Raw genomic sequence first — 12,964 nt, 5'->3', positions numbered from 1 at the left:
TCAGACCCCCAGCTCTTGGCGCTGCCGGCGCAGGTGTTCCGGCATGTCTTTGTAGACGTCTTCGAAGATGCTGGCGGCGCTGGGCACATGCCCGTCGACCAGCGTGCCATGGCTTTCGGCTTCTTTCTGGGCAGCCAGGATCTCGGCCTCGAGTTCCGCCTTCAGCTCGTCGTGCTGGCGGTCGGACCAGATGCCCAGGCCAACCAGGTGCTTCTTGAAGCGCGCGATGGGATCGCCCAGCGGGAAGTGGCTCCAGTCGTCGCCGGGGCGATACTTCGATGGGTCGTCCGAAGTCGAGTGCGGGCCGGCGCGATAGGTCACCCATTCGATCAGCGTCGGGCCCAGGTTGCGGCGGGCGCGCTCGGCGGCCCATTGCGACGCGGCATACACCGCCAGGAAGTCATTGCCGTCCACGCGCAGCGAGGCAATGCCGCAACCTACGCCGCGCCCGGCGAAAGTCGTGCCTTCGCCGCCGGCAATGGCCTGGAACGTCGAGATGGCCCACTGGTTGTTGACCACGTTCAGGATGACCGGCGCGCGATAGACGTGCGCGAACGTCAGCGCGGTGTGGAAATCGGCTTCGGCCGTGGCGCCGTCGCCGATCCAGGCCGAGGCGATGCGGGTATCGCCCTTGATGGCCGAGGCCATGCCCCACCCCACGGCCTGGATGAACTGGGTGGCCAGGTTGCCCGATATGGTGAAGAAGCCCGCGTCGCGCTTCGAGTACATCACCGGCAACTGGCGCCCCTTCAGCGGATCGCGCTCGTTGGACATCAGCTGGCACATCATCTCGACCAGCGACACCTCGCGCGTCAGCAGAATGCTCTGCTGCCGGTACGTGGGGAAGCACATGTCGCCCGGTTCCAGTGCCAATGCGTGGGCCGCCCCTATGGCCTCTTCGCCCAGGCTTTGCATATAGAACGAGATTTTCTTCTGCCGCTGGGCAGTCAGCATGCGGGCATCGAAAATGCGCGTCTTCAGCATGGCGCGCATGCCGGCGCGCAAGGTATCGGCGTCCAGCTGCGGAGCCCAGGGGCCCACCGCATTGCCATCGTCGTCGATGACGCGCACCAGCCGATAGGCCAGTTCGCCGGTATCGACGGCGGACACATCAATGGGGGGCTTGGGAATATCGCCGACTGGCGAAAGATGCAGATAAGAGAAGTCGGTCTTGCAACCCGGACGCCCGGTGGGCTCGGGGACGTGCAGTTTCAGTGGGCCGTATTGGCTCATGGTTATGTCTCCACGCTTGATCGTGTCATGCGTTCTTGCTTTGCAAAGGCCTGGTGCTGGAGGTAACCGCGCAGTCGGCCGCTACCGGATCGCGAGCGGGGTAAATGCGGCGCGTCTGGCTAAGAACAGATTAGCATAAGCGCTTGCCCGCCTGCCGCGGCAGCACCGGCCTTCCCGGGCGGGATTGCGCAGGGTGGAACAGGCAGCGGGCAGCCAGGCAGGCATGTCGATTATTGCCCTGCCCGTTCGTCGTGATAAAGGCGGAATCGTCTGCTGCTATCCCAGGAGCCCCAACCATGGCACTGCAACTGTATTTCCACCCCTTCTCGTCGTACTGCCAGAAGGCCTTGATCGCCTTCTACGAGAACGCCATCGCGTTCGAGCCGCAGGTACTGGAAGGCCCCGACAGCCCCGCCATGCAGCGGTTGGCGCAACGGTGGCCGATGAAACGCTTTCCGATGCTGGTCGACGGCGACCGCACCATCATCGAGGCAAGCTGCATCGTCGAGTACCTGGGCTTGTACCATCCCGGCCCCGTGCGCCTGATTCCCGAAGACCCCCGGGCGGCGCTGGAAGTGCGCACGCTGGACCGCTTTTTCGACAACTACATCTCGACGCCCCAGCAGAAAGTCGTGGCTGACGCCCTGCGGCCGGCGGACGCTCGCGACCCCTACGGCGTGCAACAGGCGCGCGACATGCTGGACACCGCGTACGCCTGGCTGGACCAGCGCCTGCAAGGCCGCCAGTGGGCCGCGGGTGCCGATTTCACTCTGGCCGACTGCGCCGCCGCGCCCTTCCTGTTCTATGCCGACTGGACCCAACCGATCGGCCAGGCCCATCAGAACGTCATCGCCTACCGAAGCCGCCTGCTGCGGCGCCCCTCGTTCGCGCGCGCGGTGGACGAGGCCCGCCCCTACCGGCCGTTCTTTCCCCTGGGCGCGCCAGACCGCGATTGAGCCACGCGCTTGCCCCTAAAATGGCGCGATATGACAGACAAGATGCGACTCGATAAATGGCTGTGGGCGGCGCGCTTCTACAAGACCCGCAGCCTGGCCGCGCAGGAAATCGGCAAGGGGCGGGTACTGGTCAACGACCAGTCCGCCAAGCCGGCGCGCGACATCGCGGTCAATGACCGCATCACGGTGCGCAAGGAAGATCCCGCCCTGCACGTCTGCGTGCGGGCGCTGAGCGCCGTGCGCGGCCCGGCGCCGGTGGCGCGCCGGCTGTACGAAGAAACGCCGGAGAGCATTGCCGCGCGCGAGCATGCCGCGGAAATGCGCCGCCTAGCGCCCGAGCCGGCCCGCGCCATCACCGATGGGCGCCCCACCAAGCGCGACCGCCGGCTGATAGGCCAGGTGCGCGGCAAGTAGGCAGCGCCATCACCAGCCTGCCGGCGCGGCAAGGCGCGCTACCGGGAAGCCGGCTGTTCCTGCCGCGTGCCAGCCTGCCGGGCCAGCAGCCTGGCACGCGTGCGCAGGGCATCGCCACGCGCCCACCACAGCACCACGCCGCTGCCCAGTACGCCGATGGCCACCAGGTCCAGCAGTATCCACAGCACCTTCAGCGGCATGCCGCCGTAATCGCCAAAATGCAGGGGCTGCGACAGCAGCACCATGGTCAGGTACCAGGGCAGCGGCTGCCTGGCCACCAACTGGCCCGACGCCGCATCCACCACAACGGGCTCCAGCAGTCTTGAGGTCAAGGGCGTGTCGCCATGCATGAACACCAGGTAGTGGTGCGGCGTCGCGAACAGGCTGCCCGGATACCCGATGAACGACACTTCCATGCCGGGCGCGGCCTCGCGCGCCGTGTCCATGGCCCGTTGGGCCGAGCCTGCCGCGGGCTCGCCATCCGCCGGCGCGCCGCGCCATTGCTGCACCAGCGCGGCCAGGTCGGTGGACTGCCAGTGCGACAGCATCGGCAAGGCCAGCGTGTTGATGGCGCCGGTCAGTCCCACCACCAGCAGCCAGGCCGCCGCCGTGATGCCCAGCAAGTTATGCAAGTCCAGCCACTTCACGCGCGGCGCGCGATCGCGGCGTACCGTGCCGAACGGCAGGCCACGCATGAACACCCCGTAGACCACGATGCCCGACACCATCGAGGCCACGAACAGCACGCCCATCAGCCCGATGAACAGCGTACCCGGCAGCCCCGCGAACAGATCGACGTGCAAGTGCCGGATGGTCTGCATGACACCGCCGTGCTGGTCGATGTCGTTGATCATCTCGCCGGTGCGCGCATCGTACTTGTAGACGGCCGTGGACACGCCGGCATCGACCGTCTTGCCCATGGCCACGAACCAGGCCGGCGAGTCGTCGCTTTGCGACACGTAGCGCACGGCATCGCCCGGCCGCCGCGCGCGGGCATCGGCCACCATCCGGTCGATGCTGGCTCGGGTGGCGACCCCGGGCATGTCGGCCGGCTCTACGGTCGTGCCGGTCCAGGTGCCGATTTCCTCTTTCAGTATCAATGGCACGCCGGTCACGCACAGCAGCAACAGCGACAGCGTGCAGATCAGGCTGGTCCATCGATGAATGCTGTACCAGGCTGCGAAATGGCGGGTGGGCATGGGTAGGGCCGAAAGCGATGGTGGCTGCGATTCTATAAGTGCCCGGCTGACGTTCGCCAGAAAACAGAATTGCCCGGGCATTTGTAAGAATGAGAATGGTTAGTAATAATAACGTCCTTGATCTTCCCCCTTTCCTGCTTTCATGGCGCGCGACCGATCGGCACACTCCAAGGACTGGCTTGCCCAATACAGCCAGTTGCTTGGCGCATGGCGCCGCAAGCAAGTGCGGCGCGAAGACGCGGAAGACGCCATGCAGGACACCATGGCCAGCCTGCTGGAAAACGGCGTGGGCGCCATCGAGGAACCTCGCGCCTATCTGCAGCGCAGCGTCTACAACCGGATGGTCAGCATGCACCGGGCGCACACGGTGCGGGCCGCCCTGCCCCTGCATGAATTGCCCGATGAAAAACACCCTGCTGCCGCCAGCGCCGAAGAAAGCTGCGCGGCCCGGCAGTTGGCCGACGCCATGGTCCAGGCGTTGTCCGAGCTGCCGCTGGCCTGCCAGGAAGTCTTCAAGCTGCATCGCCTGGAAGGCTGGCCGCACGAGCGCATCGCCGCCCACCTTGGGGTGTCTCGCAACATGATCGAGCGGCATATGATGCGGGCCATGCGTCATTTACAAGATAAGTTACACAATCATGGCCTGTGAGTATTCAGGTTCGCCATCCTGCCAAGCGTCTGTATGGATGAGGGGCAATCTTGCCCGCAGGTGGCAACCATGAACGACCCCATCGATTCCGCTACGACCGGCAACCGGCGCGACCTGGCCGCTTACTGGTTCACGCGCGAGCAGTCGGGCGCCATGAGCGCCGCCGAGCGCCAGCAATTCGTGGCCTGGCGCCAGGCCGATCCGTTGAACGAGCGCCAGTACCGCCACGTACAGGCGCTATGGGATGCGGCCGGCCAGGTGCCGGCCAGCCGGCTGCGCGCGCTGGGCTATGCGGCCGCCGCCGACCACGCGCCACCGGCCGCGGCCATCGGCAGCGGCCATCGCCATGCGCCCGGTTTCTCGCCCGGGCGCCGGCGCATCATCTATGGCATGGGTGCCACCTGCGCGGTGGCCGCGGTGGGCTCCGCGGCGACGATAGGCGCACACCGCCTGTGGCGCGGCGCGCCCGACTACGAGGCGGCCTTCTCTACCAACCGCGGCGAACAGCGCCGCGAGCAATTGCCCGACAGCACGCAATTCGACCTGAACACCGGCACGACCGCGCGCGTGCAGTTCTACGACGACCGCCGCAATGTCGCGCTTGCGGCCGGCGAGATCCTGTGCCGCGTCGCACCCGACCCCAACCGGCCATTCGTGGTCGATGCCGATACCGGGTCGGTGCGCACGCTGGGTGCCTGCTTCAACATGCGGCGCGAGGGCGACACGATCGTGGTCACGGTCGCGCAAGGCGAAATCGAGCTCAGTGCCGGCCCCTGGTGGCGCCGCCAGACCACCCGCCTGGCGGCGGGCTGGGAAGCCAGCGCCGGCCCCGACGGCATCCCGCCCGCATACGACAATGCCGATGTGGCGGCCAAGACCGCCTGGCGCGACGGGCAGATCGTGTTCCGCGGCACCCCCTTGTCCGAAGCGGTGGCGGAACTGAACCGCTACCTGGACCAGCCCGTGCTGCTGCGCGACCCGAAAGTGCGCGGCATGCGGATATCGGGCATTTTCCGTATCGACGATCCGGGCGCCCTGCTGGCCGCCTTGCCGCGCATCATGCCCGTGCAGGTCCAGCCGCACGCAGATGGCCGCGCCGAGATCGTTGCGCGGTAGGTCCGGGCAGCCGGGCAGGCCGCGTGGCGATACAAAAAATTACAAATCAAGAGTGATTCTCGTTCAGGAAGCGCGCAGGCTGACGCGTCATCCATAAGTAGCGGCGCCCTGTCGGCGCACGTGCGAATGGAAATCCTGGACTGTGAATACTGTTACCGGCATCGCCCCGCAACGCCCCCCAGTAGCGTTGCGCCTGAACCTGGCCGCCATGGCCGTCCTGGCAGCCTTGGCGCAGGCCGTACCGGTGCACGCACAGGCGCAGGCGCCGCAGGCCCCCGCGGCCATCAACATCGTCGCCCAGCCTTTGGGCGATGCGCTGATCGAACTGGGCCGCCAGACATCCCTGCAGTTCTTCTATACCCCCGAGACCGTACAAGGCCTGAGCGCCCCCGCAGTATCGGGCCAGCTGACACCCGAACAGGCGCTGGCGCGGCTGTTGCGCGGCACCGGCATCGATGCATCGCGGCAGGGCAACAGCATCACGCTGTCGCGCGCCGATGCGGTCAGCCAACTGCAAACCGTGACGGTGGTGGGCCAGCAAGCGGGCAGCCTGCCCCCGGCCTATGAAGGCGGACAGATTGCCACGGGTGGATCGCTGGGCATGCTGGGCACTCGCGATTTCATGGAGATGCCCTTCAACTTCACCAGCTTCACCGCCCAGCAGATCCGCAACCAGCAGGCCAGCAGCGTGGCCGATGTGCTGGTCAACGATCCGTCGGTGCGCGCGGCCGGCGGCGAACGCGGCGGCGAAAGCGAAACCTTCACGATCCGGGGCTTTCCGCTGGATTCGACCGATATGTCGTTCAACGGCCTGCCCGGCCTTGCGCCCATCTATAAATCGGGCACCGATTACATCGAGCGCGTCGAGGTACTGAAGGGGCCATCGGCCCTGCTGAACGGCATGTCGCCGACCGGCTCGGTGGGCGGCGCCATCGATGTCATTCCCAAGCGGGCCGATGACGACCCGCTGACCCGGGTCAGGGCCGACTACCGCATGACCTCGCAATATGGCGGCGCGGTGGATATCGGCCGCCGCTTCGGCGAGAACAATCGCTTCGGCATCCGCGTCAACGCCTCGCACCGCCAGGGCGACACGGGCGTGGATCACCAGGACTCGCAGGCCACCCTGGGTTCGGTCGGCCTGGACTACCGCGGTGAACGCTTGCGGGTGTCGGCCGATTACGTGGGCCAGGAACAGCGCACCGAAGGCAACACGCGCGGCATGGCCCTGGCCGAAGGCCTGGATGTGCCCGACGCCCCGAATGCGCGCCGCAATCCCGGCCAATCGTGGGAACACTTCAAGACCCGCAACACGGTCGTGGCGGGCCGGGCCGAGTACGACTTCACCGATGCCATCACCGGCTTCGCCGGCATCGGCCATACGCGCGGGCGCTTTTCCGGGATCATGGGCAATCCCACCATCATCAATGAAGCCGGCGATACACAAACCCGCGATGCGGCCGCGAAATTCATCTTCGACACGACGGCCGCCCGCGTGGGCCTGCGCGCCAGGTTCGATACAGGCGCCATCGGCCACAGCATGACCCTGGCCGGCGACTACCTGCTGCGCAAAAGTGGTTATACCCTTTCGCCTTGCCCCGGGCTGACGGACTCGAATATCTACAACCCCATCGGCGTACCCAAGCCGGACTGCGGCGGCATCCCCACCGATGTTCCATGGAACGCGCGCACCACGCTGACCAGCGTGGCCCTGGCCGATACGCTGTCGTACAAAGAGGATCTGGTGCAGCTGACCCTGGGCGTGCGCCAGCAGCGGGTCGAAGCCGAGAACTATAACGAGGCCACCGGTGCCCGCACTTCGCGCTACGACGAAGACGCGCTGACGCCGATGGTGGGGCTGGTGGTACGGCCATGGCAGCAAGTGTCGTTCTACGGCAATTACATCGAAGGCCTGAGCGCCGGGCAGACCGCACCGATAGAGGCCGACAACGCCGGCGAAGTCTTTCCCCCGTACAAGTCCAAGCAATATGAAATCGGCGTGAAATACGACAGCGGCAGCTTCGGCGCCACGCTGGCCGCTTTCCAGGTGAAGAAACCCAGCGGCAACATGTACGACAATGTCTTCAGCGTCAACGGCGAACAGCGCAACCGCGGCCTGGAACTGAACGTGTTCGGCACCGTGACCCGCGGCGTGCGCCTGCTGGGCGGCGCGGTGTACTACGACGCCGAACTGACCAAGACGCCCGGCGGTGCCAACACCGGCAACCGCCCCATCAATGTGCCGCGCTTCCAGGCCAACCTGGGCGCCGAATGGGACTTGCCCGCCCTGCCCGGCCTGACCCTGACGTCCATGCTGGTCTACAACGGCTCGCAATATCTGGACCAGGCCAACACCCAGAAGCTGCCGGACTGGACCCGCCTGGACCTGGGCGCGCGCTACCACACCAAGATTGCGGGCACGCCCACCGTGTTTCGCCTGAACGTGTTCAACGTGTTCAACAAGAACTACTGGACGGGCCCGGCCACGGACTACGGCTCGATGTACCTGGGCGCCCCGCGCACGGCGATGCTGTCGGTGACGTTCGATTTCTAGTCAGGCCGCGCCGGGCCGAAGCTGGCGGGTGGCGGCCTGGCCGGTCAGCCCTCCTGCCTGGCCTCGATGCGCTTTTCCACCCGCCGCAGCACGGCCAGCACGAACAGGGCGATCAGGGTGCTGGCCACGGCCGTGGCCTCGCGCCCCATGCCGGCCGCCACGCCGATGGCAGCCGTCATCCAGATACTGGCCGAGGTGGTCAGGCCGCGGATCTCGCCCTCGCCGCTGAGCTTGATGATGGCGCCTGCCCCCAGGAAGCCGATGCCGGCTATCACGCCTTGCAGCACGCGGCTGAGATCGCCGATCTGCATGCCGCCCTGCAGCGGCACCAGCACGAACAGCGCCGCGCCCAGGGCCACCAGGATATGCGTGCGCAGGCCGGCAGCCTTGCCGCTGCGTTCGCGCTCATAGCCCAGCAAACCGCCCAGCACGAAAGCCACCCCCAGCCGCAGCACGATGCGGGTGGCTTCGCCCACGTCGGGGATGTCGCTGAATTCGGTACAGATGGTGGCCCAGATTTCTTGCCAGATGGTCATGACAGTGCCTCCCGGTATGTACGGAAAGGGGCCAGGTCCGCATCCTGGCACCTAGCGTGCGCGCCCATGATATCGGCTTGCAGCGGTGCGCGGGGTTAGATTTTCGGCTGGCGCCCGGGGGTTGCCAAGACCGGTCGCCAGCTAGGGTACAATGCGTCCCCGTTGCTAGTCATAGCGGCACGTCGGGGCGTAGCGCAGCCTGGTAGCGCATCTGCTTTGGGAGCAGAGGGTCGCGAGTTCGAATCCCGCCGCCCCGACCAATCGAATCAAGAGCTTGCAGGCCTGCGCCTGCAGGCTCTTTTTGATTTTTACCCCACTTTTATTCCGCCCAATCGAACCGCCCCGCGCAGGCCCCGGCCCGCGAGCTCGAATCCCGCCAGCGCCAGCGACAGCGCACATACTGATCAAGCGCGGGGAAAAAAATGTGAGATCGTAAAGGACTCGAACACAGACGTTGTTCATTGCAAACGGTATGCAACCCCGCCAAGTCGAGGATACCAACCATGACGCCGCCCAGTATTCATCGCCAACACATACTGATAGTCGATGACAATCCTGACGAGCTGCGGCTGTTGGTTGAAATACTGCGCAGCGCAGACTTTCGCATCACCTTGGCATTCGACGGCCATCAGGGCTACAACCGCGCAGTCGCTATCGCCCCCGATCTGATACTGATGGATTTGCGCATGCCCAATGCCGACGGCTTTACCGCCTGCCGCCTGCTGCAACATAACCCGACGACCGCCGGCATTCCCGTCATTTTCCTTTCGGCGACCCGCAGCCTGGAAGAACGCCTGAGCGGCCTGCAGAATGCGGGCGTGGATTTCGTTCTTAAACCGTTCGAGCCCTCGGAGGTACTGGCACGCATCCATATTCACTTGAGACGCACGGCGCTGCACAGGGATAACCCGTCGCCGCCAGCCCGCCACAAGCTGAGCACCGAACAAGTCATTGTCAACGCAGCCACCAGCTATCTTGCGCATTACCTGGCGGCGCCGCCCAACCTGAAAGAACTGGCCCGCAAAGTCGGCACCTACGAGAAAAAACTGTCCCAGGCTTTCCGCAAAGAGCTGGGCAAGACGGTTTTCGAGTATCTGCGCGACGAACGAGTGCGCATGGCACAACAGCTGCTGGATGAAACCAATCTGAGCGTGACGGATATCGCCGCAGAAATGGGTTTTTCCAGCGCCGCCAACTTTGCGACGGCCTTTCGCAGGAAACTGGGGTTTACCCCCACCGAGTACCGCCTTGCCTTGACCAATCGACTCGAGCCGACGGCCGATCCGGCCTTGTCTCCGTCCAGCCGGACCATCCACTGAGCCATGAACATGGCGCTTACCTCATTGCCTGGGGATGGCGCGATGGAGACCCTGGCCGTATTGCGTGCGGCAGGCATGCTGGCGAACGGCCACGGGCAGGGCGTGCCTGACGCCCTGCCCTTGCTGGTACAGGGCCTGATAACCGGCGCCTTCGTCGCGCTTGCCTGCAGCGCAGGCATCAGCTTCGCCGCGTCGCGGGCGTGGCCGTTTGCCTGGCTCGGCATGACGGCCCTGGCGGCAGCGTTTTTTCAGTTTACCCTCGGCCATCACCGCGTGGCCGACCTGTTTCCCGGGCTGCAAGCCTGGGACCCATTGGCCGAGTCCCTGGCCGGCTCCGCCATGGCATTGTGCTTCGTCGGCTTTATGTGCAGCCTGGCGCATCGAAATGCGATCGCCATTCCCCTGCTTGCGCACGCGGCGGTGGGCACGGTGGCACTTGTGGGCGTGAACCTGTCGGCGCCGTGGTGGCCACAGGCCGCGGCCGGGCTGGGCCTGCTGCTGGCCATGGTGGTGTGCGCGTACCTGGCGGTGTCGTTCCTGAAACTGCGCAAGGTCTCGGCCATCGCCCGGCTGCTCGGTGCCACGTGCCTGGTCTCGCTGTTCAATCTTGTCCCGCACCTGGGCGGCGTCGACACGCTCGGCCGCCGATCGGCGGGCACCAGCTGGATGGCCAGCCTGTCCGCAGCGGCCTATCTGGCTACGGCGCTGGCCAACCTGACGATACTGACCCTGTGGTACCGCCAAGTAAGCAAGCAACGGCAGGCCGCGCGCCTGGCCCCGCCCAAAGAGTCGGCCAAGGAGCATCTGCGCGTAGACCTTGAAGTCACCCGGCGCACGACCGCACTGAACCAGGCCCTGGCCTGCGCCCAGGAAAAGAACAACCAAAAGATCCAGACGCTCAGTTACGTCGGGCATGACATGCGCGCGCCGCTGGCCACCATACTGGGCTACGTCCGGCTATTGCGCGAAGGCGGCCGGCCGCCTCGGGCCGAGCACCTGGACGCTATCGAAAGGTCAGTCGCTTTTCAATTGACCCTGATCGATGACGTCCTGAACTATGCCAAGGCCGAGCTGCAGCCCCTGCATTTGACGCCGTCGCGCACGAGACTGGCAGATTTCCTGGGCGAGATCGCGCCCTATGCCAGCGTGCTGGGCCAGGCCAATCAGAACCGGTTCGTCTATGTACCGCCGCCCTATCTGCCCACGCAGGTCGAGGTCGACAGCCGCCGCTTGCAGCAGGTGCTGTTGAACCTGCTCTCGAACGCGGCAAAATTCACCCAGCGCGGCACCATCAGGCTGATCGTGACGGCGCAACGAGACACCGAACTGCCGCGCTGGCGCGTGCGCTTTTGCGTCGAAGACGAGGGCATAGGCATAGAACTGTCTCAGCAGGGCAGTATCTTCGACGCCTTTACACAATTGGAACGTACCAGCGGCGGTGTCGGCCTGGGCCTGTTCATCGCCGAACGGATCGTGAAAAGCATGGGGGGCGAACTGAGCGTAAGCAGCGTGCCGGGCGAAGGCAGCGCGTTCAGTTTCGAGATCGAGATGCCCGAGCTGGACGGTACGCTTGTTCCGGCGCTTCTTTACGAAGACAGCGATGCCGGCCCGGCCCCCCTGCCCCCGCCCCCCGCGCGCATGAACGTTCCGCCCTCGCCGGTGCGGCTGGAGCTTGCCATTCTGGCCCGCGACGGCAGGCTCACGGACATCGAGGATTGGCTGTCGCGGATCGTGCAGTTCCACCCAGGCTTCGACGACTATTACGATGAGATCCGCAAGGCGATACTGTCGCTCGATCTGATGCACCTGGAAGCCCTGGCGCTGCAGAATCCCCCATCCTGACCTGCCCCCTTCGATACCCATCCGCCCGGCCTTTGCCCAACAATAAAAATTCGCGCCCGCAAAGGAAATTTCCTCGCTGCCAAAGGCTTGCGTAGCGCCCGAAGGCCACACTGCCGGCTTCATGGCCCGCTATGCGGCCCATGAAGCCGGTGCTGCGCGGCGCCAGCCTCGCGGCGTTTTGACTTGCCTTCACACGGTAGAGAAGCCATGAACGACACCGATCTGCGACATGAGCCGTTTTTAGCTCCCCCCCCTCAAGGCGCCTTCCCTCAAGGCGCCTTGCTCGCGCAAAAAAGGCCGAAGGCGGGCAGGCTCGGCAAGCCGGGCCGCGCCGACGAACCCTTACCGACGCCGGACGGCCCGGCCGTTACCGCCATGCTTGCGCGGATAAAACAGCTGGAATCGCAGAACCGGCGGCTACGGCACCTGAGCATCACCGATGAGCTCACCGGCGCATTCAACCACCGGCATTTTCCTGCCAGTTTCGCCGCCCTGGTTCATCTGCCCGTGTCACCGCTGCCGCGTACGATCGCCATCGCGCTCTGCTTGTTCGACATCGACCACTTCAAGGCCTACAACGACGCGTTTGGACACCCGATGGGCGATGCCGCATTGCGGGCCATCAGTATTGCCGTGCGTGGCGTGCTGCGACGCGAATCCGACCGGTTGTTCCGCTTTGGTGGGGATGAATTCGGCACCCTGTTCCTGGCCGCGACGCCCGAGCAGGCGGTGGAACTGGTCGAGAAGTTCCAGGCGGCGATCAACAAGCTGAAGCTGTCGCACCCGACCTGCCCCGGCGCCTCGCTGAGCGCCACTTTCGGTATCGCCTGGCATCCGGCCCCCGCCTACCACGGGCTGACTGCCAAGCAACTTTATTCGGTCGCTGACGACACGCTTTACGCCGCCAAGCAAAACGGCAGGAATCGCATCTTGATGCGGATCATGCACGACGTCGCGGCGCTTCCGTGACTCGACGATACGCGAACACATGTATTTCGATTTCAAGAGCAGTACGTTCAGTCATCTCAGGCATGCGCCGAACGCCGCGGCCATCCTGCATGCGGATGGCGGGATAAGTTGGCGAACGCTGCATACCGTCACCCGAAACTGGATGCAGCGCGCGGTAATTGCAGGGGCCCGGCCAGA

11 protein-coding genes and 1 tRNA gene are annotated in these 12,964 nt (G+C 65.3%); 9 read left to right on the top strand and 3 right to left on the bottom strand.

The annotated features are described in order from the left end of the window. The gene (locus tag KW845_RS25840) at positions 1 to 1,233 is read right to left on the bottom strand and encodes a thiamine pyrophosphate-dependent enzyme (protein WP_218372267.1); all 1,233 of its coding nucleotides are present in this window, start codon (positions 1,231 to 1,233) and stop codon (positions 1 to 3) included. Between the two features lie 296 nt (positions 1,234 to 1,529). Between KW845_RS25840 and KW845_RS25835 the strand changes: the two genes are divergently transcribed. Beyond that, complete coding sequence (locus KW845_RS25835) at positions 1,530 to 2,189, top strand: glutathione S-transferase family protein (RefSeq protein WP_218372266.1); 660 nt, start codon at positions 1,530 to 1,532, stop codon at positions 2,187 to 2,189. 30 nt (positions 2,190 to 2,219) lie between these two features. Next, positions 2,220 to 2,603, top strand: coding sequence for an RNA-binding S4 domain-containing protein (locus KW845_RS25830; protein WP_218372265.1), 384 nt, complete (start codon positions 2,220 to 2,222; stop codon positions 2,601 to 2,603). Between the two features lie 38 nt (positions 2,604 to 2,641). On the opposite strand, the gene KW845_RS25825 is transcribed toward KW845_RS25830, so the two are convergent. After that, positions 2,642 to 3,802: a PepSY domain-containing protein gene (locus KW845_RS25825; protein WP_218372264.1), complete on the bottom strand. Its 1,161-nt coding sequence runs from the start codon at positions 3,800 to 3,802 to the stop codon at positions 2,642 to 2,644. Between the two features lie 142 nt (positions 3,803 to 3,944). Here KW845_RS25825 and KW845_RS25820 point away from each other — a divergent pair, with 142 nt between their 5' ends. The 3 genes from KW845_RS25820 to KW845_RS25810 all read left to right on the top strand — a co-directional run bounded on the left by KW845_RS25820 (position 3,945) and on the right by KW845_RS25810 (position 8,121). Next, positions 3,945 to 4,451, top strand: a complete 507-nt coding sequence (locus KW845_RS25820; RefSeq protein WP_218372263.1) for a sigma-70 family RNA polymerase sigma factor — start codon at positions 3,945 to 3,947, stop codon at positions 4,449 to 4,451. 69 nt (positions 4,452 to 4,520) lie between these two features. After that, positions 4,521 to 5,567, top strand: a complete 1,047-nt coding sequence (locus KW845_RS25815; protein ID WP_218372262.1) for a FecR family protein — start codon at positions 4,521 to 4,523, stop codon at positions 5,565 to 5,567. A gap of 142 nt (positions 5,568 to 5,709) precedes the next feature. After that, a complete protein-coding gene (locus KW845_RS25810; RefSeq protein ID WP_218372261.1) occupies positions 5,710 to 8,121 on the top strand; it encodes a TonB-dependent receptor in 2,412 nt (803 codons plus the stop codon). 44 nt (positions 8,122 to 8,165) lie between these two features. Here KW845_RS25810 and KW845_RS25805 read toward each other — a convergent pair whose 3' ends face one another. Then, positions 8,166 to 8,657, bottom strand: a complete 492-nt coding sequence (locus KW845_RS25805) for an MgtC/SapB family protein (RefSeq protein WP_218372260.1) — start codon at positions 8,655 to 8,657, stop codon at positions 8,166 to 8,168. Positions 8,658 to 8,840: 183 nt separating this feature from the next. Between KW845_RS25805 and KW845_RS25800 the strand changes: the two genes are divergently transcribed. The 4 genes from KW845_RS25800 (at position 8,841) to KW845_RS25785 (ending at position 12,787) form a co-directional block, all read left to right on the top strand. Further along, positions 8,841 to 8,917, top strand: a tRNA-Pro gene (locus KW845_RS25800). Positions 8,918 to 9,160: 243 nt separating this feature from the next. Then, a complete protein-coding gene (locus tag KW845_RS25795) occupies positions 9,161 to 9,976 on the top strand; it encodes a response regulator (protein ID WP_218372259.1) in 816 nt (271 codons plus the stop codon). Between the two features lie 9 nt (positions 9,977 to 9,985). Then, on the top strand, positions 9,986 to 11,818 hold the full coding sequence (locus tag KW845_RS25790) for a sensor histidine kinase KdpD (protein ID WP_218372258.1): 1,833 nt from the start codon (positions 9,986 to 9,988) through the stop codon (positions 11,816 to 11,818). Positions 11,819 to 12,025: 207 nt separating this feature from the next. Beyond that, positions 12,026 to 12,787, top strand: coding sequence for a GGDEF domain-containing protein (locus KW845_RS25785; RefSeq protein ID WP_218372257.1), 762 nt, complete (start codon positions 12,026 to 12,028; stop codon positions 12,785 to 12,787). The last annotated feature ends 177 nt before the right edge of the window (positions 12,788 to 12,964 follow it).

Origin of the sequence: Bordetella sp. BOR01, from assembly GCF_019218885.1 — a bacterium.
In the GTDB taxonomy this organism is placed as follows: Bacteria; Pseudomonadota; Gammaproteobacteria; order Burkholderiales; family Burkholderiaceae_B; genus Bordetella_A.
The sequence above is the reverse complement of the archived record's forward strand: the minus strand, read 5'-3'. Positions and strand labels throughout refer to the sequence as shown.

Bases quoted from the DNA above. Each gene is read 5' to 3' on its own strand.
- KW845_RS25840 (WP_218372267.1), bottom strand. From the start codon at position 1,233: ATGAGCCAATACGGCCCACTGAAACTGCACGTCCCCGAGCCCACCGGG.
- KW845_RS25835 (WP_218372266.1), top strand. From the start codon at position 1,530: ATGGCACTGCAACTGTATTTCCACCCCTTCTCGTCGTACTGCCAGAAG.
- KW845_RS25830 (WP_218372265.1), top strand. From the start codon at position 2,220: ATGACAGACAAGATGCGACTCGATAAATGGCTGTGGGCGGCGCGCTTC.
- KW845_RS25825 (WP_218372264.1), bottom strand. From the start codon at position 3,802: ATGCCCACCCGCCATTTCGCAGCCTGGTACAGCATTCATCGATGGACC.
- KW845_RS25820 (WP_218372263.1), top strand. From the start codon at position 3,945: ATGGCGCGCGACCGATCGGCACACTCCAAGGACTGGCTTGCCCAATAC.
- KW845_RS25815 (WP_218372262.1), top strand. From the start codon at position 4,521: ATGAACGACCCCATCGATTCCGCTACGACCGGCAACCGGCGCGACCTG.
- KW845_RS25805 (WP_218372260.1), bottom strand. From the start codon at position 8,657: ATGACCATCTGGCAAGAAATCTGGGCCACCATCTGTACCGAATTCAGC.
- KW845_RS25795 (WP_218372259.1), top strand. From the start codon at position 9,161: ATGACGCCGCCCAGTATTCATCGCCAACACATACTGATAGTCGATGAC.
- KW845_RS25790 (WP_218372258.1), top strand. From the start codon at position 9,986: ATGGCGCTTACCTCATTGCCTGGGGATGGCGCGATGGAGACCCTGGCC.
- KW845_RS25785 (WP_218372257.1), top strand. From the start codon at position 12,026: ATGAACGACACCGATCTGCGACATGAGCCGTTTTTAGCTCCCCCCCCT.